Below are 21,694 nucleotides of genomic sequence, written 5' to 3'. Positions count from 1 at the left end.
TCTCCGCCCACTGGAGGCGGTGCGTCCGGTGATGACGAAGAACGCGTTGGGCATCAGCCACACGACGCGCTGGAGCAGGTGCTCGAAATCGCGGTGCGTGCGGTCGCCGGTGTCTTCGAAGGTGTCCAGCAGGATCGCGGGTAATGCGCTCTCGTCGGCCGTGAGTTGGGCCAGGTCCCAGGCGAGAAGGTGCGGGTAGAAGCTGAGGGCTTCCAGGCCGGGCTCAGCCTCCAGGAGGTCGGCCAGGCGCGAACAGCCGGCGAGGGCACGTACGGACTGGTGCCGCTCGCGTAACGCCTTGATGAGAGCTCCGGTCCCGTGGCCGAGCGCCCTGCCGACGGTGCCGGGGGCAGCAGCAGAGCCTGGGCGATGTCGCTGAGGGCGGACTGCATCTGCTGGGGCAGGGCGGCAGCGGCGCTGAAGCGGCCCAGCAGTCCGCCCCGGCGCAGGTAGTCCTCGATGGGTTCGCCCGGGTGGTTGTGCTCCCAATAACGCCCGCGGCGCGCGAGGTCGATACGGACCGGCAGTCCGCTCCTCGGGGTGGGACGGCGATTCCCATTGCACCGGGCGGTGCTCGCTGCGGGCGAGCGATGCCTCGATCTTGCGGGAGAGAGTGGACTTGCCGATCCCGCCCACGCCGTGGAGGACGAGGATGTTGCGGCGGGGAGCTGCCAGGTCCTCCACATCGAAGTCCGCACAGCTCACGTGCCGTAGGTGCTCTGCGAGGCCGGCCGTTACCGCTTGCCACTGTGCCCTGCCGGTTCGTGAACGCCCCACTGGTGGCGATGCTCCGGTCGTTCGAGCTGAACAGCGTTCGAAGGTCCCGCCCTGTCACCGCTCCCCCTGACGATCAACGACGTTGCGGTGCGAGCTCCACAATGCTGCCCGCAGGAGGCCGCTCGGTCGCAGCCGTCGTTCATCTGCTTGCCGCATCGCCGAGGTCGACGTACAGTTTCTTGTACGTCAAAGGGTTGAAGAGGGGTGATCGTGAAGACAATGACCTATTCCGAGTCGCGCGCGCGGTACGCCGAGGTGCTCAACTCCGTCACCGACGACCGTGAAGAGGTTGTCATCACCCGGGCCGGACATGAACCGGTCGTCATCGTCTCCCTTGAGGACTACGAGTCCCTGAAGGAGACGGCGTACCTGTTGCGCAGCCCTGCGAATGCCCGGCGCCTGCTCGCGTCCATCGACGAGCTGGAAAACGGCGGCGGCAGCGTACGCGAGCTGGCGACCGGCGAATAAGGGCCGCGAGTTGAAGATCACCTTCTCCTCCCGCGCCTGGGAGGACTACCTGTGGTGGCAGCTTCAGGACCGCAAGATCCTGAAGCGCATCAATACGCTCATCGCGGACATTGCCCGGAACGGCAACGAGGGGATCGGAAAACCGGAACTGCTCAAGGATGGATTCCAGGGCTACTGGTCGCGCCGCATCAACGACGAGCACCGGCTGATCTACAAGGCCCCCGAGGACAGCGTCCTGATCGCGCAGTGCCGCTACCACTATGAGAACTGACGCGGCGCAAGCGGATCGAGCGCGGCCACGCGCGAGGGTGCTGCTCCCTGGGGCGATGTCGTCGGGCGGCAGGTAGGTATCCATCGCCGCAGGATCAACCCGCAGGAGCGGACGCCCCGGGAGTTCCGATGGAGCTTGGTGTCGATCCTGCCCTGCAACGGCCTGCTACTGGAGCAGATCTACCGCCTGGTCGGCGCCTGGTCCGAAGCGTTAGTCGCGCAGTGATTCACGCACCACGAAATCAGGGCCACCCACTACTTGAATGGGTGGCCCTGACCTGTTGTTTCACTGTCGGGGTGGCGGGATTTGAACCCACGACCTCTTCGTCCCGAACGAAGCGCGCTGCCAAGCTGCGCTACACCCCGATTGTCGCTGCTTGCGGCGGCGACGTCGTTTACTTTAGCCCACTGCTGGCCGGAGACGAAATCCGGTTTTCGGGGCGGCGGTCGGGGCGGTCGGGGCGGCCTCGGCGGGGGCGTACGGGGTCGGGGCGGAGGTGGTCGACGGCGATGAGGAGGAGGGCGAGGGCGTAGAAGGCGAGGCCCAGGAGGAGGGCGTTGCCCAGGGTGCTCTTGTAGCCGTGGCGGTCGACGTCCATGAACGGGTAGAGGTACGGGGCCGGCCAGTCGGGGGTCAGCAGGGCGGCTCGGCCGAGCGTGAACGCCAGGTAGGTCATCGGGTAGAGCAGCCAGGCCGCCGCGTGGCTCAGGCGTGGCGAGGACGGGCGGGTCAGGAGCAGCCAGTCCGCGACCACCGCGAGGGGGATCGCCGTGTGGAAGGCGTGGTTGGTGAGGACGTGCCAGCCGGTGGGGGTGACCGGGGCGCCTGTCGGCGTCATCGTCATGGAGAAGACGGTCGGGTCCTTCATCAGGACCAGGTGGTACACCAGGGCCGTGATCACGGCATAGAGAACCGTGCCGCCCGTCACCAGCGCCGGCACGGGGCGGCGGGCCCACCATGCGCGGCGCGACGAGGCGGCGAATACCAGCGCCACCAGGACCGTGCTCTGCACAGAGAAGTGGCTGATGGCCCGTAGGGGGCTGCCCAGCACCAGCTCGATCGTGACGGCCGTAGCCGCCGCCAGCGCCACCAAGGCGCGATACGCCGCCGTCGGCCGGCGTCGTGCCGGTTCTACTACCGCCGTCGCGGGCACGACGGACGTCACCGGCGCGGGAATGCCCGAGATCGCGGGCAGGTCGGGGATGTCCCTGGGTATCGGTGCGGTCATGCGCTCACGCTAAGACGATCAGACAAAACGGGCCATCCAGGGCGATCCGTGCGGGTTAGTCGCCCCTGCCACTCGGCGCCAGTCAGTGCCAGACAGCGCCAGTCAGTGCCAGCCAGCGTCGGTAAGCGCCGGTAAGCCGTCCTCCCCGCAGGGCGCCGCGCCGTCACCCCGTTCGCCGACCCACCCAGCAGGCCCCACCCGCTCCTTAAGCCCCCCGCCCCACCAACGTCAACAAGGAAGCCTCCGGTGGGCACGCGAACCTCACCGGGGTGTACCGGTTCGTTCCGCAGCCGGCCGAGACGTGCATGTAGGCGGTGTGGCCCTCTGCCGTGTGGGTGGAGAGGCCCTTTACGCGGTCGGTGTCGAGGTCGCAGTTGGTGACGAGGGCGCCGTAGAAGGGGATGCAGAGCTGGCCGCCGTGGGTGTGGCCGGCGAGGACGAGGGGGTAGCCGTCGGCCGTGAACGCGTCGAGGGAGCGGAGATAGGGGGCGTGGACGACGCCCAGGGAGAGATCGGCGGACTCGGACGGGCCGCCGGCCACCCGGTCGTAGCGGTCCCGCTTGATGTGCGGGTCGTCGACGCCGGTGAGCTCGACCGACAGGCCCTCGATCTTCAGCGTGCCGCGGGTGTTGGTGAGGTTGAGCCAGCCCGCGCCGTCGAAGCCGTCGCGCAGGTCCTCCCAGGGGTTGTGGATGGCGCCGACCACCGGCTTGTTGCCGTTCAGGCCGTGGTGGCCCCGGGCCTTCTCCAGGAGATAGCGGGCTGGATTGCGCAGCTTCGGGCCGTAGTAGTCGTTCGAGCCGAAGACGTACGCGCCGGGGAACTCCATCAGCGGGCCCAGCGCGTCCAGCACCTCGGGGACGCCCTCGGGGTCGGAGAGGTTGTCCCCGGTGTTGATCACGAAGTCGGGGCGCAGCCCTGCCAGGGAACGCAGCCAGCGCTGCTTCTTGTACTGCCCGCTCACCATGTGGATGTCGGAGACCTGGAGTATGCGCAGCGGTCGCATGCCCGGTGGCAGCACCGGAACCGTCACCCGCCGCAACCGGAAGGAGCGGACCTCGAAGCCCGCCGCGTACACCACACCGGCGGCACCGGCCGCCGCGATCCCCAGAGGTACTCCGTATCGCGCTCGCATGTGTCCATCGTGTCAGACCCCGCCCGGCACGGGAGAACGCCTGTGGACAACCGTCGATCCCCACCCTCCATCGCCAACTCGCCCTGTGGACAACCGACTCCGCGTTCCTCGCCCGATCCGCACACACCAGCGAAATCAAGGCGCGCTTCCCCTACCGCACCTGCGACAATCGACGCCATGACCACGCTCAAGTCGAAGCTGCAAGCAGACCTCAACGCCGCCATCAAGGAGCGCGACGAGCTCCGCTCCTCGACGCTGCGGCTGACGCTCACCGCGATCACCAAGGAGGAGGTCGCGGGCAAGGAGAAGCGTGAGCTCTCCGACGACGAGGTCCTCAAGGTGATCACCAAGGAGGCGAAGAAGCGCCGCGAGGCCGCGGACGCCTTCGCCCAGGGTGGTCGTACCGAGTCGGCCGAGCGGGAGAAGGCGGAGGGCGAGCTCCTCGCCGGGTACCTGCCCAAGCAACTGTCCGACGAGGAGCTGAAGCAGATCGTCGTCCAGGCCGTCGAGGAGGTCAGGGCCGCCGGCGCCGAGGGCCCCCGCGCCATGGGCCAGGTCATGAAGATCGTCAACCCGAAGGTGGCCGGGCTCGCCGAGGGCGGCCGCGTCGCCGCCATCGTCAAGCAGCAGCTCACCGGCAGCTGAGCAGCACCTCAGGCACGGCGGAGCGGCAGCCCTACGCGGCTCAGCAGCAGAGCAGCTCACACGCCGGCCGGGCTCAGCACCCGTACACGCGAAACGGCGGTGGGGGCGCCCCTTGAAAAAGGGACGCCCCCACCGCCGTATCAGTACCTATTCACGCGCTCACGGCCGTCACCCGAAGCCGCCCCCGTTGCCGTTCCCGTTGTTCCCGCCGTTGGTCTGGCCCTGGATCCAGCCCTCGGGGATCGTGAACTCCGGGGTCGGGAAGGTGCCGCCGTCGTTGCCGGCGATCAGGTCGCCCTCGTCGTCGCCGTTGTCGTCACCGTTGTCGTCGTCGTTGCCGTTCCCGTTGTCGTCGTCCCCGCGGCCGCGGTCCGGCTGCGGGTCGGGGATGTGGACGCGGGTGAAGTCGGGGGCGAGCTCGCCCGCCAGTGCGCCGGACATCATGTCGCGCCAGATCGGGCCCGGGACCTTGCCACCGAAGACCTTGTCGTGCCATTCGCCACCGATGGTGATGTTGACCATGCGGCGCTCGTGCGCGGGGTCGCCGACCCAGACGGCGCCGGCCATGTTCGGGGTGTAACCCACGAACCAGGCCGCGTAACGGAAGTCCGTCGTACCGGTCTTACCGGCGCTGGGGCGGCCGGCGCCGAGGCCCGCCTCCGTACCCGTACCGTCCTCGACCACGCCCTCGAGCAGGGTGTTGATGGTGTCGGCGGTGGTCTCGGACATCGCCCGCGAGCACGTCGACTTCGGGACCTCCAGGGACTTCGACTTCTCGCCGACCCGCTGGGTGATGGACTCGATGGCGATCGGCGTGCAGTACATGCCGCGCGAGGCGAAGGTCGCGTACGCGTTCGCCATGGTCAGCGGGGACATCTCCTGGGTGCCCAGGGCGATCGACGGGTTCTGGCCCATCTTGGCGCCGTCGGCCCGCTCGACACCCATCTTGTCGGCCATCTCCGTCACCGGGCAGATGCCGACGTCCGCGATCATCTGCACGAAGTAGGTGTTGACCGACAGCGCGGTCGCCTTCTTCATCGTGTACGGCCCGACCTCGGACTCGTTCTCGTTGGTGAGCGTGGTGCGGGGGCTGGCGTTGTTCACCCAGTTCTTGCCGCCGCAGACCGAGATCGGGCTCGGGTACTCCATCTTGTACGGCGCGGAGTATGACTTCGTCGGAGACATACCGCCTTCGAGGGCGGCGGCGACGACGATCGGTTTGAACGTCGAACCGGGCTGGTAGCCCGCGCCGCCCCCCATGGACGCGTCGACCGACAGGTTTATCGATGTCTCGTTCTTCTTGGTGTCGAGGCCGTACGGCCTCGACTGGCCCATGGCGAGGATCTTGCCGGTGCCGGGCTCCACGATGGTGGCGGCGGTGGCCACGTCGTCCTTCTGGTTGACGTGGTCCTTGATGGAGGCCTGGACCGACTTCTGCGCCTTCGGGTCCATCGTCGTCCGGATCGTCAGACCGCCCTGGTTCCAGATCTTGGCCCGGTCCTCCTTGGTCTTGCCGAAGACCCGGTCGTTCAGGAACACCTCACGGACGTAGTCGCAGAAGAAGCCCGCGTTCTTGACCGCCGTGATGCAGCCGTTCTTCGGCTTGCTGATGTCCAGGCCGAGCGGCTTCTCCTTGGCCTTGTCGGCCGCCGCCTGCGAGATGTCACCGAGGTCGGCCATCCGCTGCAGCACCGTGTTGCGCCGCTTCGTGGCCTCCTGCGGGTCGTTCACCGGGTCGTACCGGCTCGGCGACTGCACGATGCCGGCGAGGAGCGCGGCCTCCTCGACCGTCAGGTCCTTGGCCGACTTGGAGAAGTAACGGTGGGCGGCCGCCTCGACGCCGTAGGCCTGCTGCCCGAAGAACGTGATGTTCAGGTAGTTCTCGAGGATCTTCTTCTTGCCGAGCTCTTCTTCGAGCTGGATCGCGTACTTCAGCTCGCGGATCTTGCGGCCGAGGGTCTGCTGGATGGCCTGGGCGACCTTCGTCGGGTCGTCACCGGCCTCCTCCACCGCGACGTTCTTCACCAGTTGCTGCGTCAGCGTGGACGCGCCCTGGGCGACGCCGCCCTCCTGCGCGTTCCGGTTGAGCGCGCGGAGCACGCCCTTCAGGTCGATCGCGCCGTGCTGGTAGAAGCGCGCGTCCTCGATGGCGATGATCGCGTTCTGCATGTACGGCGAGATCTCCTTGAGATCGACCACCGTACGGTCGCGGCTGTACACCGTGGCGATCGAGTCGCCCTTGCTGTCCAGGATCGTGGTGCGCTGGCTCAGCGGTGGCTGCTTGAGGTTGGCTGGAAGCTCGTCGAATCCCTCGACCGAACCCTTGGCGGCCAGCCCCACGGCGCCGATCGCGGGCAGTGCGATGCCCGCCATGACGGCTCCCGCGAGCACACTGACACCGAGGAACTTGGCGGCCTGCTGTGTGGGGGACAGACCACCGCCCGAGCGCTTGTTTGGCATGAGGGCAGCCTAATCCGTAGCAATGACCGTTCCGAAGGAGCGGGTGCCTCTGGAGGGGTTCAAGTGCCGGATCGTGACATCCATACACGCTTTGCGGCGGGCGGAACGGAGAGTCGCCGTAACGGCACTGGAAGGGATGGCACCGCGACGAGTGGCACGCGGAAAGGGCGGTTCGGCGACACATTGGAACGTGAACGGTTGTCTACGTTCTCATTCGCCGGACACGCGCATAGGCCTTGGCCTAAGCTGCTCTCAACTGTCACAGCCGTGGGCCCTTGTATCAAGTACGTCCGCCGAGCCCGAATCGTTGCGACGTTCTTCCGATTTTTTTCGGGGGCCATGTCCGAATCCACCTCGTGTGTCATTCGGTGTCCGTTGTGACGCATGTCAACTGTCCCGGTCTGTCGGGATAGTTACGTATGCCCTCAGGTCACTCCCGCGGGTGATCTGCCGCTTACGCATAGTCCGTTCGGGCCATTCAAGATTGGGCCCGAAGGGGGTGTTGCGCTGTGCCCACCTTCCGTAACGTCCTCAACTGGCGGCGGTGAATATGCCGCTGCCGCCGTGGGGGAGCCTCGATTCGGGAGAGGACGGCGCCGGTATGGGCTGGGTAACCGACTGGAGTGCGCAGGCTGCCTGCCGCACTACCGATCCGGATGAACTGTTCGTTCAAGGAGCAGCGCAGAACAGGGCCAAGGCGGTGTGCACCGGATGCCCGGTGCGCACGGAGTGCCTGGCGGACGCACTGGACAACCGCGTCGAGTTCGGCGTGTGGGGAGGAATGACGGAGCGCGAGCGCCGCGCACTGCTGCGCAGGCGGCCGACCGTCACGTCATGGCGCAGGTTGCTGGAGACCGCGCGCACGGAGTACGAGCGTGGCGCGGGCATTCTGCCGCTCGACGATGACGAGATGTACGAGAACTACGCGGCGGTGAGCTGAGGACGAGGCCCCTACCGCGGGTCACGTTCGTCGAGGGCGCCCTTGAGGTGTCGGCGCGTCGGGCAGGTGTGCCGGCTCTCGGGTGCTCCGAGGCATGGATCGGCCGTCGGGGCACGGGATCGTTCCTCAGCAGTCGTCGGATTCTCAATCAGCCGTCAGAGGTGGGCAGTTCCGGCCTTATGGTCGCGAGCCGGTCCCCGATGTCCCGCAGACCCGTCAGGTCATGGACATCACCGGGCAGCGCGGCCACTTCGGCCACGGCCACCTCGGGGTGAAGCGCGGTGAAGCGATCCCGTGTGCGCTGCTCGCGAGAGAGCAGCCGCATCCGATCGGCGTGCAGCCTCAACAGGCCTGCCGTGAGCTGTTCGACAGACCGGTCCGGGGCGGGGGAGTCGTCCTGGGCGCCGGTGGTTGCGGAAGATTCTGAATTGTCGTACGTGTCGGGAGAGTTACGAACTGCTTTCCCGTCCATCTGATCCACAATGCGGGGCTCGTCAAGATTTTCCGCGGCGGCGAGCGCGCGCTCGGCGGACAGCTGGGCCGCGCCGCTGCCATGGACGCGGTTGAGCACCAGCCCGGCCAGCGGCATCTCCTCGGCCGCCAGCCGCTCCACGAAGTACGCGGCCTCCCGCAGCGCGTCCCGCTCCGGGGCCGCCACCACCAGGAACGCCGTACCGGGCGCCTGGAGCAGCTTGTACGTGGCGTCCGCGCGCGTACGGAAGCCGCCGAACATCGAGTCCATGGCGGCCACGAACGTCTGTACGTCCTTCAGTAGTTGGCCGCCGAGCAGCTTGCCCAGGGCGCCCGTCATCATCGACATGCCGACGTTCAGGAACTTCATGCCGGCCCGCCCGCCGACCTTCGCGGGCGCCAGCAGAACACGGATCAGCTTGCCGTCCAGGAACGAGCCGAGGCGCTTGGGGGCGTCCAGGAAGTCCAGGGCCGAGCGGGACGGTGGGGTGTCGACGACGATCAGGTCCCACTCGTCCCGGGCCCGCAGCTGGCCCAGCTTCTCCATCGCCATGTACTCCTGCGTGCCCGCGAAGCCCGCCGAGAGTGACTGGTAGAAGGGGTTGCCCAGGATCGCGGAGGCCCGGCCGGGGTCCGAGTGCGCCTCGACGATCTCGTCGAAGGTGCGCTTCATGTCGAGCATCATGGCGTGCAGTTCGCCGGTCCCGTCGATGCCCTTGACCCGCCGCGGGGTGTTGTCCAGCGAGTCGATGCCCATGGACTGGGCGAGCCGCCGGGCCGGGTCGATGGTGAGCACGACCACCTTGCGGCCGCGCTCGGCGGCCCGCAGCCCGAGAGCGGCCGCCGTGGTCGTCTTGCCGACGCCGCCGGCGCCGCAGCACACGACGATGCGGGTCCTGGGATCGTCGATCAACGGGTCGACCGCGAGGAGCCGGGGCGAGGAGATCGCACGGTGGGTGTCGGTCGCGTGGGTGTCGGTTGCGTGGGCCGAGTCGTGTGTCGAGTCGTGTGCAGGGGCCGAGTCGTGCGTGGCGGCCGGGTCCAAAGTCATGAGATCCCTTGCTGACGCAGTTCCGTGGCCAGTTCGTACAGGCCCGCCAGGTCCATACCCTCGGCGAGCAGCGGCAGTTCGTGCAGCGGCAGGCCCAGCTCGCCCAGTACGCCCCGCTGTTCGTGCTCCAAGGCGTACCGCTCGGCGTACTCCTCTGCCTGCGCGAGCAGTGGGTCCACCAGACGCTCGGCGTTGCCGCCGCGCCGGGCGCCGCCGAGGCCGGCCGTGGACAGGGACTTGGCCACAGCCGTACGCGGCACCGCGCGCGCGTACTCCAGCTCGTCGGCGTCCAGCACCTCGGGCCGCACCATGTTGACGATGATCCGCCCCACCGGCAGTTTCGCGGCGTGCAGCTCGGCGATGCCGTCCGCCGTCTCCTGGACGGGCATCTCTTCGAGGAGCGTCACCAGATGCACGGCCGTCTCGGGGGACTTCAGGACGCGCATGACGGCCTGGGCCTGATTGTGTATCGGGCCGATCTTGGCGAGGCCCGCCACCTCGTCGTTGACGTTCAGGAAGCGGGTGATGCGGCCGGTGGGCGGCGCGTCCATCACCACGTAGTCGTACGCGAACCGCCCGCTCTTCTCCTTGCGGCGCACCGCCTCGCACGCCTTGCCGGTCAGCAGCACGTCCCTGAGCCCCGGCGCGACGGTGGTCGCGAAGTCGATCGCGCCGAGCTTCTTCAGCGCCCGTCCCGCCCCGCCGAGCTTGTAGAACATCTGGAGGTAGTCCAACAGGGCCAGTTCGGGGTCGATGGCCAGCGCGTACACCTCCCCGCCCCCCGGAGCGACGGCGATCTTCCGCTCCTCGTACGGCAACGCCTCCGTCTCGAAGAGTTGTGCGATGCCTTGTCTGCCCTCGACCTCGACCAGGAGGGTGCGTTTTCCCTCGGTCGCGAGGGCGAGCGCGAGTGCGGCGGCGACCGTGGTCTTTCCGGTCCCGCCCTTGCCGCTGACGACCTGGAGCCTGCTCACGTATTCGAGCCTAACCAGTCCGCGCGTGGCGTACGCGGGAGGCTGTGGACAACTTGGCCGCCACCGGCCGTACCGGCCCGCCCGGGGCGGCGGCGGAACCCGTGCCGGGCGGTGGCCGGACAGCGGATAAAGTCGGCCGCATGACCAAGTGGGAATACTCGACTGTGCCGCTGCTCGTCCACGCCACGAAGCAGATTCTGGACACCTGGGGCGAGGACGGCTGGGAGCTCGTCCAGGTCGTGCCCGGGCCGAACAACCCCGAGCAGCTGGTGGCCTACCTGAAGCGGCCGAAGCCGTGAGCGCCGTCGAGGCCAAGCTCGCGGAACTCGGGCTGAGCCTGCCCGAGGTGGTCCCGCCGCTCGCCGCGTACCAGCCGGCCGTCCGGACGGGCGTGTACGTCTACACCTCGGGCCAGCTCCCGATGGTGGACGGCAAGCTGCCCGTCACCGGCAAGGTCGGGGCCGAGGTCACCCCCGAGGAGGCCAAGGAACTCGCCCGCACCTGCGCCCTGAACGCCCTCGCCGCCGTCAAGTCCGTCGCCGGTGATCTGGACCGGGTCGCGCGCGTGGTGAAGGTCGTGGGCTTCGTGGCCTCGGCCTCGGACTTCACGGGCCAGCCCGCCGTGGTGAACGGCGCGAGCGAGCTGCTCGGCGCCGTCCTCGGCGACAAGGGCGTCCACGCGCGCAGTGCGGTCGGCGTGGCGGTGCTCCCGCTGGACGCGCCTGTCGAGGTGGAGATCCAGGTGGAGCTGACCTCGGACACGCCGTAGCTTCCGTATGGGGTGCCCGGCCGCATCGGCTCCCTCTCGAACATCCGGCCGTCACGAGTTAGCCTCCGCCCATGGCAAACGGGCAGTGGTACCCAGCCGAGTGGCCGGACCGCATCAGGGCACTCGCGGCCGGCACGCTGACACCGGTGACCCCCAGGCGGGCCGCCACCGTCATGCTGCTCAAGGACACGGCCGACACCCCGGTCGTGCACATGCTGCGCAGACGCGCCTCCATGGCCTTCGCCGGAGGCGCGTACGCGTATCCGGGCGGCGGTGTGGACCCGCGCGACGACGACCACCTGATCCGCTGGGCGGGCCCCACGCGCGCGTGGTGGGCGTCCAGGCTCGGCGTCGACGAGACCGACGCCCAGGCGATCGTCTGCGCGGCCGTGCGGGAGACGTACGAGGAGGCGGGCGTCCTGCTCGCCGGCCCCACCCCCGACACGGTCGTCGGCGACACGACGGGCGGCGACGGCACCGGCGGCGACGCCTGGGAGGCGGACCGCGCGGCGGTGGCCGCCCGGGAGCTGTCCTTCGCGGAGTTCCTGGAGCGCAGGGGACTGGTCCTGCGCTCCGACCTGCTGGGCGCCTGGACCCGCTGGATCACCCCCGAGTTCGAGACCCGCCGCTACGACACCTGGTTCTTCGTGGCCGCGCTCCCGCCGGGCCAGCGGACCCGCAACGCCTCCACGGAAGCCGACCGCACGGTGTGGATCCGCCCCAGGGACGCGGCGGACGGCTACGACAAGGGTGAACTGCTGATGATGCCGCCCACCATCGCGACCCTGCGCCAGCTCTCGGCGTACGGCACGGCCGCCGAGGCGCTCGCCGCCGCACCCGGCCGCGATCTGACCCCCGTGCTCGCCGAGGCCCGCCTGGACCACGACGACGTGGTCCTCACCTGGCCGGGCCACGCCGAGTTCACCAAGCGCATACCGGCCGGTGGAGGCCCCGCATGACCGACGCAGCAGCCCTTCCCGGCCGGCCGAGGGGCGGGGTCCTGTCGGGCCCCGCCACCGCGCGCGCGGTCAACGTGCTCGCGCCGAACGCGTCCATGATGACCCTGGACGGCACCAACACCTGGATCGTGTCCGAGCCGGACTCCGAGCTGGCGGTCGTGATCGATCCGGGCCCGCTCGACGACGGTCATCTGCGCAACGTCGTCGACACGGCGGAGAAGGCGGGCAAGCGGGTCGCGTTGACCCTCCTCACGCACGGGCACCCGGACCACGCGGAGGGCGCCGCCCGCTTCGCCGAGCTCACCGGGACGAACGTCCGGGCCCTCGATCCGGCCCTGCGGCTGGGTGACGAAGGACTGGGCGCGGGTGGCGTCGTCTCGGTCGGCGGCCTGGAACTCCGTGTCGTCCCCACCCCCGGCCACACCGCCGACTCGCTGTGCTTCCATCTCCCGGCCGATCAGGCGGTTCTGACGGGCGACACCGTCCTGGGGCGCGGTACGACGGTTGTGGCCCACCCCGACGGCCGTCTCGGGGACTATCTCGATTCACTCCGGCGCCTCAGGTCCCTCACGGTCGACGACGGCGTCCACACCGTCCTCCCCGGTCATGGCCCCGTCCTGGAGGACGCCCAGGGCGCCGTCGAGTTCTATCTCGCCCACCGTGCCCACCGGCTCGCCCAGGTCGAGACGGCGGTCGAGAACGGCTGCCGGACGCCCGACGCCGTGGTCGCACGCGTGTACGCGGACGTGGACCGCTCCCTGTGGCCGGCGGCGGAGCTGTCGGTACGCGCGCAACTGGAGTACCTGAGGGAACACGGCCTGATCTGAGCCCCAGTGCTCTTCAGAGGCCTCTGGAGACACCCTCAGCGGCCGCCGGGGCGCGGGGCCTTGACACCGTGCACGCGCGCGTATTCCTCGGCCAGCCAGGGCCCGAGGTCGTCGACGTACGAACGCAGGACGGCGGCCTGCGCGGCCTGCGCCCCCGGATCCCCCGCCCCGCCCGAACGATCCGAACGACCCGAACGGCCCGAACCGGCATCCGGGTTGTATCCGGCGACCGCCGCCGCGCGGAGCTGGGCGGCGCGCTCGGGGTAGTACGCGCCGAACGCCTGCGCCATCTCGTGCAGATCGCTGGTCCAGCCGTTCCAGCGGGGCATGACGAGGGTGAACCCGGTGCGGACGAGGCGGCGCGAGTATCCGCGGACCAGCGTCCGCCGGGCCTTGTCGGTGGTGGCCTCCGCGATCCGCGCACGCCAGCGCGGCAGGTGCAGCGCGAGGTCACCGTTGGTCTCGCGGGCGAGGAGGGAGTCGGGCCGGTAGCGCGGCAGATCCTCGGCCAGGTCCTCGCCGAGCAGGGGAGTGCACAGACAGGCCACGAACCAGCCCAGGTCGTGCCTGTCCAGCTCGCTGAGCACCTGCGCCCGGCTCACCAGCAGCGTCCCGGCCCCGTCGAGCTGCGCGAACCGCTTGTCCAGCGCCTCGTCCAGCGCACGCGCCTGCGCCCGGGCCGCCTCGGTGGGCTCCTCGTGCAACGCCAGCAGTAGATCGAGGTCACTACGCCCCGGACGGGCCGCGCCCCGCGGAATCGACCCGTAGAGGTACGCGCTGTGCAGCCGCGCCCCGAAGACGCTCAGCACCCCATCGCGCGCCGCAGCCACCACCGGCCGGAACACCTCCACCACGCGCCCGAGCGCCCCCTCCCGCTCGATGTACCCCCGACCGTCCAGCCCTCTTCGACGCCCCGTTTCAGCCATGGGATCACTGTGCCGTGAGAGGCGGGCGGGGTCAGGCGATTGACGCCGGGCTCATCTCAGCCCCGCCACGCTCGTCCCAGCCCCTCCGGCGTTTGAGGAGCGGGGTCCGGGGCGCAGCCCCGTGGGGGCGCGGGGTCGAAGGGGCAGCCGTCCCTGGGGGATGGGACGGGTAGGGGCGGCGGGGGCGAAAACGATGGGGCCCGCCCCGCGAACGAGACGAACCCCATCGACGTACACATGCCGGCCCGGAACAGGCCCGACGTCAGCGCGACCGCTTCGCCAGCCGCTCCACGTCCAGCAGAATCACCGCTCGGGCCTCAAGCCGCAGCCAACCCCGCTGCGCGAAGTCCGCGAGCGCCTTGTTGACGGTCTCGCGCGAGGCACCGACCAGCTGGGCCAGCTCCTCCTGCGTGAGGTCGTGCACCACATGGATGCCCTCCTCCGACTGCACGCCGAAGCGCCGGGAGAGGTCGAGCAGCGCGCGGGCGACCCGGCCGGGGACGTCCGAGAACACGAGGTCGGACATCTGGTCGTTGGTCTTGCGCAGGCGCCGCGCGACGGCCCGCAGCAGCGCCGCGGCCACCTCGGGCCGCGCGTTCAGCCACGGCTGGAGGTCGCCATGGCCGAGGCCGAGGAGCTTGACCTCGGTCAGCGCGGTGGCGGTGGCCGTCCGCGGGCCCGGGTCGAACAGCGACAGCTCGCCGATCAGCTCACCGGGGCCGAGCACGGCCAGCATGTTCTCGCGGCCGTCGGGCGACGCGCGGTGGAGCTTCACCTTGCCCTCGGTGACCACATAGAGGCGGTCACCGGGGTCGCCCTCGTGGAAGAGAGCATCGCCGCGAGCGAGGGTCACCTCACCCATGGATGCGCGGAGCTCCGCGGCCTGCTCGTCATCGAGCGCCGCGAAGAGCGGGGCGCGCCGCAGAACGTCGTCCACGAGTTCTCTCCTTGTCGACCTGCTCAGGGGATCTTTCTCCCCGTACTACCAGGGGACCGTGTTCCCCATCTTGCCGGACGGACCAAACAGTGTGATCTGTCACAAGGATGCCGCACACATGTCCCGGGGTGAGCGTCAGGGGTCCAATTGGGGGCCGATCTTCAGGGCCCGGGGCGGATGTCGGCGCCGGGCTTTAGGCTGGCCGGGTGTCCAAATCGCCGGTGAGAGCACAGGCCAAGGGGGCTGGGCAGGTGGTTGCACGGCGCGATTCCGCTGTGGGCGAACAGGGCTCCACCAGAGCGAACAAAACGGCAAAGGCGACGAAGGTGTCCGATCCATCAGCGGCGGAGAACCCCGCCCAGAAGACCACGGCCCCGGCGAAGAGGGGCGTACCCGCGAGGAACGCCGTACCGGCTGCGAAGAAGGCCGTACCGGCGAGAAGGGCGTCGGCGGCAAAGAAACTGGTCGCCTCCGCCAGCCCCGCCAAACCCCTGAAACCCGAGTCCCGAACCGCTCTCGTCCGCCGCGCCCGCCGTATCGACCGCGAGCTCGCCGAGGTGTATCCGTACGCGCACCCGGAGCTGGATTTCGAGAACTCCTTCCAGCTGATCGTGGCGACGGTCCTGTCCGCCCAGACGACCGACCTGAGGGTCAACCAGACGACGCCGGCGCTGTTCGCGAAGTACCCGACCCCCGAGGACCTGGCGGTGGCCGACCCGGCGGAGGTCGAGGAGATCCTGCGGCCGACCGGGTTCTTCCGGGCCAAGACGAAGTCGGTGATAGGCCTGTCGAAGGCCTTGGTGGAGAGGCACGAGGGCGAGGTCCCCGGCCGTCTCGAAGACCTCGTCAAGCTGCCAGGCGTCGGCCGCAAGACCGCCTTCGTCGTGCTCGGCAACGCTTTCGGGCGGCCAGGAATCACGGTGGACACGCACTTCCAGCGGCTCGTACGACGCTGGCGCTGGACCGAGGAGACCGAGCCGGACAAGATCGAGGCGGCCGTCGGCGCGCTCTTCCCGAAGAGCGAGTGGACGATGCTGTCGCACCACGTGATCTTCCACGGCCGCCGCATCTGCCACGCCCGGAAACCGGCCTGCGGCGCCTGCCCCATCGCCCCGCTCTGCCCCGCGTTCGGCGAGGGCGAGACGGACCCGGAGAAGGCCAGGAAGCTCCTGAAGTACGAGAAGGGCGGCTTCCCCGGCCAGCGCCTCAACCCTCCGCAGTCCTACCTGGACGCGGGCGGCATCCCGGCCCCGCCCCTGGGCGCCGCCGGATGACGGCCGGCACGGAACGCCCCGGTGCGCACACCGTCCCCCGCCCCCGCCCCCTCCCGCAGCCCGGCGCGCGCCTGAGAGCGCGCGCGGCCACGCACCCTCACCACCCCTACCCCAGCCACCCACAAGAGGGATGCGTGCCGGAAGCGGAACGATCAGCGGCCCTCCGGGCGTTGGGACCGGAAGAACGACGGGGGTGGCTATGACACGCGTGAGCCGGGCTGACGGCGCACCACACACGGACGGCGGTGCGCGCACCGATCACGGGCACCACACGCGCGAGGGGCACCACACGCGCGACGGGCGCCCGGCCCTGGACAAGGCCGACCTGGACAACGCCGCCCTGGACAAGGCCGGCCTGCCCCCCTGGCTGGACCCCGTGGTGCGCGCCGTCGAGACGATCGAGCCGCTGCAACTGAGCCGCTTCCTGCCGCCGGAGAACGGCTCGGGGCGGCAGTCTGCGGTCCTGATCCTGTTCGGCGAGGGCGGCAGCGGCGGGCCCGAGCTGCTGCTCATGGAGCGCGCCGGCTCGCTCAGATCGCACGCGGGGCAGCCGTCCTTCCCGGGCGGCGCCCTCGACCCCGAGGACGGCGACCCGCACACCGACGGCCCGCTGCGGGCCGCCCTGCGCGAGGCCGAGGAGGAGACCGGTCTCGACCCGAGCGGCGTCCAGCTCTTCGGCGTGCTGCCCAAGCTCTACATCCCGGTCAGCGGCTTCGTCGTGACCCCCGTCCTGGGCTGGTGGCGCGAGCCGACCCCGGTCTACGCCGTCGATCCGAACGAGACGGCCCGAGTCTTCACCGTCCCCGTGGCGGATCTCACGGATCCGGCCAACAGAGCCACCGCCATTCACCCCCGCGGCTACGCAGGTCCGGCATTTCTGGTCGAATCCGCCCTGGTGTGGGGTTTCACGGCCGGAGTGATCGACCGTCTGCTGCACTACGCGGGCTGGGAGCGTCCCTGGGACCGCGAGAAGCAGGTCCCGCTCGACTGGCGCGCATGACAGGGTGTCTGCCGTGCTGCGTCTTTTGGGGGTTGTCGTGCCCCCCTGTCGCCGCGCGGCGGGCCGGACCCCCGGCCGACCTGTAGTGATCGCGAAGCGACGAGGCGAGGCTTGAAGCGGTGAACGTGCTGGACATCCTGTTGCTGGTCGCCGCCGTCTGGTTCGCGATCGTCGGCTACCGCCAGGGTTTCGTCGTCGGCATCCTGTCGGTGATCGGCTTTCTCGGCGGCGGCCTCGTCGCGGTCTACGCGCTGCCCGTCATCTGGGACTGGATGACCGACGACTCCGAGGTCAGCACGGCCGCCGCCGTCGTCGCGGTGGTCATCGTGATCGTCTGCGCGTCCGTCGGCCAGGCCCTGACCACCCACCTCGGCAACAAGCTGCGCCGGTACATCACCTGGTCCCCGGCCCGCGCTCTGGACGCCACCGGCGGCGCCCTCGTCAACGTGGTGGCGATGCTCCTGGTCGCGTGGCTGATCGGTTCCGCGCTCGCCGGGACGACACTGCCGACGCTCGGCAAGGAGGTCCGCAACTCCAGGGTGCTCCAGGGTGTGGCCGGAGCCCTGCCCCACCAGGCCAACACCTGGTTCGCGGACTTCTCCTCGGTCCTCACGCAGAACGGCTTCCCCCAGGTCTTCAGCCCGTTCTCGAACGAGCCGATCACCGATGTCCAGCCCCCCGACCCCGCGCTCGCGAGCAGCCCGGTCGCCCAGCGCGCCAAGCGGTCCATCGTCAAGGTCATGGGCACCGCCCAGAGTTGCGGCAAGGTCCTCGAAGGGACCGGCTTCGTCTTCGGCGAGCGCCGCGTCATGACCAACGCGCACGTGGTCGGCGGCGTCGACGAACCCACCGTCCAGATCGGCGGCGAGGGCCGCAAGTACGACGCCGAGGTCGTCCTCTACGACTGGGAGCGCGACATCGCCGTACTGGACGTGCCCGGCCTGCGGGCGCCCGCGCTGGAGTTCACCACCAAGGACGCCGTCAGCAGCGACGATGCGATCGTCGCGGGCTTCCCGGAGAACGGCGCGTACGACATCCGCCCCGCGCGCGTGCGCGGTCGCATCACGGCCGACGGCGCCGACATCTACAAGCGCGGCACCGTCCACCGCGACGTCTACTCGCTCTACGCGACCGTCCGCCAGGGCAACTCCGGCGGCCCGCTGCTCACGCCCGAGGGCAAGGTCTACGGAGTGGTCTTCGCGAAGTCCCTCGACGACCCGGACACGGGGTACGCGCTCACCGCGGACGAGGTCAAGGAGGACATCACCGAGGGGCGTACGGCCAACCAGCAGGTGGACAGCGACAGCTGCGCGCTCTGAGGCCGAGGCCGGCTGCGGCCGGTGTGGTGAGGTCCTGTGAAGGTCGCCCCGCGAGGGTCAGGGACGAGGGTGGCGCAGCCGGGCCGAGACCCAGCGGGCCCGGCGGCGCAGGATGCGCGGAATACCCAGCCGGGGATCCGTGCCCTGCAGTTGCGGGGCGCCCCTCTGGTGGGAGCTCAGGCCCGCGGCCGAGCGGCGGTTGCGTGGTGCGTCACTGTAGTCGTGCGTCCAGCCCATACCCCGACGTGTGCCCCCGCCCCAAGGTCGATAACCGCCCCCACGCCCCCCAATTGGCCTATGCGCCGGGCAAGTGGCTGTTCGGAGAACAGGTGTTCGTGTCCGCATAGCGGGCGACCTGGCGGGACTCACCGGTCGGGCTCGGGGTCCTTCAGCCAGTTGATGAGCTCGGTGGAGAACGCGACCGGGTCCTCCTCGTGCGGGAAGTGTCCCAGACCGTCGAACAGACGCCAACGGTACGGCGCTTCGACATACTCCCCGGACCCGGCGGCGCTGCGCGTCCGCAGCACCGGGTCGAGCGAACCGTGCAGGTGGAGCGTCGGCACCCGCACCGGACGCTTCATCCGGCGGTTGAACTGGATGCCGTCCGGACGCGCCATGGACCGCACCATCCACCGGTACGGCTCGATCGAACAGTGCGCCGTCGACGGGATGCACATCGCCCGCCGGTAAGCCTCCACGGCCTCGTCGTCGGGCAGTCGCGGCCCCGACCAGTCGCGGATCAGCCGGCCGACCAGCGCGCCGTCGTCGGCGGTGAGTTGCCGCTCGGGGATCCAGGGCCGCTGGAACCCCCAGATGTAGGAACCCGCGGCCGTCTGCTTCATGTCCGAGAGCATCGCCGAGCGCCAGCGCCGCGGATGCGGCATCGAGGAGACCGCGAGCCGCCGTACGAGCTTGGGGCGCATCACGGCCGCCGTCCACGCCAGATAGCCGCCGAGGTCGTGGCCGACCAGTGCGGCGTCGGGCTCCCCGAGGGACCGTACGACCCCGGTGATGTCGAGGGCGAGGTTGGCGGGGTCGTAGCCCCGGGGGGTGCGGTCGCTGCCGCCGACCCCGCGCAGGTCCATGGCGACCGCCCGGAAGCCGGCGTCGGCGAGGGCGACCAGCTGGTGCCGCCAGGTCCACCAGAACTGCGGGAAGCCGTGCAGCAGCAGCACGAGCGGCCCGTCGCCCACCTCGGCGATATGGAAGCGCGCGCCATTGGCGGCCACGTCCCGGTGGATCAGCCCCTTGGCGCCGGGCACGTCGAGCCGCACGGGAGACGCGGGCTGATTCGAGGAGGTGGCCGGGGGGGCGGCGGGGTCCGTCATGACGTCGAGCGTGCCACAGCCTCGACGGCGCCGTCGGTCGGGGCGGTCCGGCGGGGGTGCGGCTTGGCGTTCTGCAGCACACCGGCGGTCTGCTTCATGGAAGCGGCGACCTTCTGCGGGCCCTGCCCCTTCTTGGCCTTCTTCGAGAAGACGACACCGATGAGCGTCAGGACGAGGGCGACCACCACGTTCGCCGCGAACGACAACAGGAAGCAGATCGCCAGGTTCCAGTCGCTCCAGGTGCGGATGCCGTACGCCAGGGCGAAGCTCAGCATCGGTAGGGAGAAGATCAGCACCGTGCCCGCCGCCGCGAACGCCCCGCCGCCGACCGCACCGCGCTTGACGTCCTGCCTCAGCTGGGCCTTGGCCAGCGCGATCTCGTCGTGCACCAGTGCGGACATCTCGGCCGTCGCCGAGGCGAACAGCTGGCCGACACTGCGTTCGGCACCGACCGGGCTGCCGTCGGGTGCGCTCATCTGGGGTCTCCCTCATATGCGTGTGTACGGTCGTGTCAGATCATGCCGGACCGCCGTCGCCATCGCCTGCCCCGCCCGCCACTTCGGCAAGCCTGCGGTGCTCGGCGGCCTTGCGTTCGTAGATCTCCGCCATCCGCAGGTGGTACGCCGGGTCGTCCTGTTCGTAGATGTCGGGGACGCCGTCGAGGTCCTCGTCGCGCTCCTCGACGGCCCACAGAGCCTGGTACTTGGCGTTGCGTATCTTCAACAGGCCGGTCGCGAGGACCGCCGCGATCAGCGAACCGGTGAGGACGGCCGCCTTGACGCCGTCGGTGAGCGCCCGGTCGCCCTCGAAGGCCAGTTCGCCGATGAGCAGCGACACGGTGAAGCCGATCCCGGCGAGGGAGGCGACCGCGAAGACGTCCGGCCAGGCCAGGTCATCGGAGAGCGAGGCACGGGTGAAGCGGGCGGTCAGCCAGGTCCCGCCGAAGATGCCGAGGGCCTTGCCGACGACGAGCCCGAGTACCACTCCGAGCGTCTCCGGCTGGGTGAACACCTTGCCCAGCGCACCGCCTGACACCGCGACACCTGCGCTGAACAGGGCGAACAGCGGCACCGCCAGACCGGCGGAGAGGGGGCGCACAAGATGCTCGATGTGCTCGCCGGGGGAGCGCTCCTCCCCTTCGCGCCGGGTGCAGCGCAGCATGAGCCCCATCGCGACCCCGGCGATGGTGGCGTGGATGCCGCTGTTGTACATCAGCCCCCAGACGACCAGCGCCAGCGGCACATACACGTACCACCCGCGCACGCCCTTCCTCAGCAGCAGCCAGAAGACGGCGAGGCCCACGACGGCGCCGCCGAGCGCGGCGAAGTCGAGGTCGTCGGTGAAGAACACGGCGATGATCAGGATGGCGAACAGGTCGTCGACCACGGCGAGGGTGAGCAGGAAGGCCCGCAGCGCGTTCGGCAGCGAGGTGCCGATCACGGCGAGAACGGCCAGCGCGAAGGCGATGTCGGTCGCCGTGGGCACCGCCCAACCGGCCAGGGAGCCGCCGCCGGTGACGTTGGTGAGCGTGTAGACGAGCGCCGGTACGGCCATGCCGCACAGCGCGGCGACCACGGGCAGCGCGGCCGCCTTGGGGTCCTTGAGATCACCGGCGACCAGCTCGCGCTTGAGTTCGATGCCGGCGACGAAGAAGAAGACCGCGAGGAGCCCGTCGGCCGCCCAGTGCGCCACGGACAGATTCAGGCCGAGGACCTCAGGGCCGAAGTGGAAGTCGCTGACGCTCTGGTAGCTGTCGTGCAGCGCGGGGACGTTGACCCAGACCAGCGCGGTGACGGCGGCCAGGAGGAGCAGTACACCGCCGACGGTCTCGGTGCGCAGCGCGTCCGCCACGAAGGCCCGCTCGGGCAGGGAGAGCCGTCCGAGGACCTTGCGGGTGGGGGTGGAACGGGGCGCGGCCACGGTGGGGACCTCCGG

At 69.9% G+C, this 21,694-nt stretch carries 22 protein-coding genes, 1 tRNA gene and 1 pseudogene; 11 read left to right on the top strand and 13 right to left on the bottom strand.

Going from position 1 to position 21,694, the window contains the following annotated elements; all coding sequences use genetic code 11:
* Nucleotides 1-705: pseudogene (locus I8N67_RS43135) on the bottom strand (ATP/GTP-binding protein); the annotation flags it as partial.
* 282 nt (nucleotides 706-987) lie between these two features.
* Between I8N67_RS43135 and I8N67_RS30375 the strand changes: the two are divergent.
* Both I8N67_RS30375 and I8N67_RS30370 read left to right on the top strand, forming a co-directional pair.
* Nucleotides 988-1,245, top strand: coding sequence for a type II toxin-antitoxin system Phd/YefM family antitoxin (locus I8N67_RS30375; RefSeq protein WP_200307435.1), 258 nt, complete (start codon nucleotides 988-990; stop codon nucleotides 1,243-1,245).
* A 10-nt stretch (nucleotides 1,246-1,255) separates the two neighbouring features.
* Nucleotides 1,256-1,516, top strand: coding sequence for a Txe/YoeB family addiction module toxin (locus tag I8N67_RS30370; protein WP_200307434.1), 261 nt, complete (start codon nucleotides 1,256-1,258; stop codon nucleotides 1,514-1,516).
* 291 nt (nucleotides 1,517-1,807) lie between these two features.
* On the opposite strand, the gene I8N67_RS30365 is transcribed toward I8N67_RS30370, so the two are convergent.
* The 3 genes from I8N67_RS30365 to I8N67_RS30355 all read right to left on the bottom strand — a co-directional run bounded on the left by I8N67_RS30365 (nucleotide 1,808) and on the right by I8N67_RS30355 (nucleotide 3,879).
* A tRNA-Pro gene (locus I8N67_RS30365) sits at nucleotides 1,808-1,881 on the bottom strand.
* Nucleotides 1,882-1,910: 29 nt separating this feature from the next.
* Nucleotides 1,911-2,744, bottom strand: coding sequence for a Pr6Pr family membrane protein (locus tag I8N67_RS30360; protein WP_200307433.1), 834 nt, complete (start codon nucleotides 2,742-2,744; stop codon nucleotides 1,911-1,913).
* A gap of 205 nt (nucleotides 2,745-2,949) precedes the next feature.
* Nucleotides 2,950-3,879: a metallophosphoesterase gene (locus tag I8N67_RS30355; RefSeq protein WP_200307432.1), complete on the bottom strand. Its 930-nt coding sequence runs from the start codon at nucleotides 3,877-3,879 to the stop codon at nucleotides 2,950-2,952.
* Between the two features lie 177 nt (nucleotides 3,880-4,056).
* On the opposite strand from I8N67_RS30355, the gene I8N67_RS30350 reads away from it, so the two are divergent.
* A complete protein-coding gene (locus tag I8N67_RS30350) occupies nucleotides 4,057-4,524 on the top strand; it encodes a GatB/YqeY domain-containing protein (RefSeq protein WP_200307431.1) in 468 nt (155 codons plus the stop codon).
* Between the two features lie 168 nt (nucleotides 4,525-4,692).
* Here I8N67_RS30350 and I8N67_RS30345 read toward each other — a convergent pair whose 3' ends face one another.
* The gene (locus tag I8N67_RS30345) at nucleotides 4,693-6,984 is read right to left on the bottom strand and encodes a transglycosylase domain-containing protein (protein ID WP_200307430.1); all 2,292 of its coding nucleotides are present in this window, start codon (nucleotides 6,982-6,984) and stop codon (nucleotides 4,693-4,695) included.
* Between the two features lie 601 nt (nucleotides 6,985-7,585).
* Between I8N67_RS30345 and wblA the strand changes: the two genes are divergently transcribed.
* Nucleotides 7,586-7,924, top strand: a complete 339-nt coding sequence (wblA, locus tag I8N67_RS30340; RefSeq protein WP_033524587.1) for a transcriptional regulator WblA — start codon at nucleotides 7,586-7,588, stop codon at nucleotides 7,922-7,924.
* Between the two features lie 148 nt (nucleotides 7,925-8,072).
* Here the strand turns inward: wblA and bagB are convergent, their stop codons facing one another.
* On the bottom strand, nucleotides 8,073-9,446 hold the full coding sequence (gene bagB, locus I8N67_RS30335; protein ID WP_200307429.1) for an ATPase BagB: 1,374 nt from the start codon (nucleotides 9,444-9,446) through the stop codon (nucleotides 8,073-8,075).
* Complete coding sequence (gene bagA, locus I8N67_RS30330; RefSeq protein ID WP_200307428.1) at nucleotides 9,443-10,420, bottom strand: ATPase BagA; 978 nt, start codon at nucleotides 10,418-10,420, stop codon at nucleotides 9,443-9,445. The genes bagB and bagA overlap by 4 nt, the downstream gene beginning before the upstream one ends.
* 140 nt (nucleotides 10,421-10,560) lie before the next feature.
* Between bagA and sp36 the strand changes: the two genes are divergently transcribed.
* The 4 genes from sp36 to I8N67_RS30310 all read left to right on the top strand — a co-directional run bounded on the left by sp36 (nucleotide 10,561) and on the right by I8N67_RS30310 (nucleotide 12,975).
* Nucleotides 10,561-10,719, top strand: a complete 159-nt coding sequence (gene sp36 / locus I8N67_RS30325; protein WP_005476015.1) for a Sp36 family protein — start codon at nucleotides 10,561-10,563, stop codon at nucleotides 10,717-10,719.
* Complete coding sequence (locus I8N67_RS30320; RefSeq protein ID WP_200307427.1) at nucleotides 10,716-11,189, top strand: RidA family protein; 474 nt, start codon at nucleotides 10,716-10,718, stop codon at nucleotides 11,187-11,189. The genes sp36 and I8N67_RS30320 overlap by 4 nt, the downstream gene beginning before the upstream one ends.
* A gap of 71 nt (nucleotides 11,190-11,260) precedes the next feature.
* Entirely contained in the window at nucleotides 11,261-12,148 is an 888-nt protein-coding gene (locus I8N67_RS30315; RefSeq protein WP_200307426.1) for an NUDIX hydrolase, read from the top strand.
* A complete protein-coding gene (locus I8N67_RS30310) occupies nucleotides 12,145-12,975 on the top strand; it encodes an MBL fold metallo-hydrolase (protein ID WP_200307425.1) in 831 nt (276 codons plus the stop codon). The genes I8N67_RS30315 and I8N67_RS30310 overlap by 4 nt, the downstream gene beginning before the upstream one ends.
* 35 nt (nucleotides 12,976-13,010) lie before the next feature.
* On the opposite strand, the gene I8N67_RS30305 is transcribed toward I8N67_RS30310, so the two are convergent.
* Nucleotides 13,011-13,901, bottom strand: coding sequence for a nucleotidyltransferase domain-containing protein (locus I8N67_RS30305; RefSeq protein ID WP_200307424.1), 891 nt, complete (start codon nucleotides 13,899-13,901; stop codon nucleotides 13,011-13,013).
* 262 nt (nucleotides 13,902-14,163) lie between these two features.
* Nucleotides 14,164-14,838: a Crp/Fnr family transcriptional regulator gene (locus I8N67_RS30300; protein ID WP_200307423.1), complete on the bottom strand. Its 675-nt coding sequence runs from the start codon at nucleotides 14,836-14,838 to the stop codon at nucleotides 14,164-14,166.
* 326 nt (nucleotides 14,839-15,164) lie between these two features.
* On the opposite strand from I8N67_RS30300, the gene nth reads away from it, so the two are divergent.
* From nth to I8N67_RS30285, 3 genes are all read left to right on the top strand, one after another.
* A complete protein-coding gene (gene nth / locus I8N67_RS30295; RefSeq protein WP_443729050.1) occupies nucleotides 15,165-16,112 on the top strand; it encodes an endonuclease III in 948 nt (315 codons plus the stop codon).
* A gap of 199 nt (nucleotides 16,113-16,311) precedes the next feature.
* Entirely contained in the window at nucleotides 16,312-17,112 is an 801-nt protein-coding gene (locus I8N67_RS30290; RefSeq protein ID WP_234046535.1) for an NUDIX hydrolase, read from the top strand.
* A 119-nt stretch (nucleotides 17,113-17,231) separates the two neighbouring features.
* A complete protein-coding gene (locus I8N67_RS30285) occupies nucleotides 17,232-18,431 on the top strand; it encodes a MarP family serine protease (protein WP_200307421.1) in 1,200 nt (399 codons plus the stop codon).
* A 57-nt stretch (nucleotides 18,432-18,488) separates the two neighbouring features.
* Here the strand turns inward: I8N67_RS30285 and I8N67_RS43130 are convergent, their stop codons facing one another.
* The 4 genes from I8N67_RS43130 to nhaA form a co-directional block, all read right to left on the bottom strand.
* Complete coding sequence (locus I8N67_RS43130; protein WP_234046534.1) at nucleotides 18,489-18,668, bottom strand: hypothetical protein; 180 nt, start codon at nucleotides 18,666-18,668, stop codon at nucleotides 18,489-18,491.
* 128 nt (nucleotides 18,669-18,796) lie between these two features.
* Complete coding sequence (locus tag I8N67_RS30280) at nucleotides 18,797-19,759, bottom strand: alpha/beta fold hydrolase (protein WP_200307420.1); 963 nt, start codon at nucleotides 19,757-19,759, stop codon at nucleotides 18,797-18,799.
* Nucleotides 19,756-20,235 (bottom strand): phage holin family protein, encoded by a 480-nt coding sequence (locus I8N67_RS30275; RefSeq protein ID WP_200307419.1) that lies wholly within the window; start codon nucleotides 20,233-20,235, stop codon nucleotides 19,756-19,758. Before I8N67_RS30275 ends, I8N67_RS30280 begins: the two co-directional genes overlap by 4 nt.
* Before the next feature lie 40 nt (nucleotides 20,236-20,275).
* Complete coding sequence (nhaA, locus tag I8N67_RS30270) at nucleotides 20,276-21,679, bottom strand: Na+/H+ antiporter NhaA (RefSeq protein WP_200307418.1); 1,404 nt, start codon at nucleotides 21,677-21,679, stop codon at nucleotides 20,276-20,278.
* Nucleotides 21,680-21,694: the final 15 nt, after the last annotated feature.

It is taken from the genome of Streptomyces adelaidensis, assembly GCF_016598475.1.
Taxonomy (GTDB): domain Bacteria; phylum Actinomycetota; class Actinomycetes; order Streptomycetales; family Streptomycetaceae; genus Streptomyces; species Streptomyces adelaidensis.
Note: the sequence above shows the minus strand (reverse complement) of the source record. Positions and strands in the feature narration are given on the sequence as shown.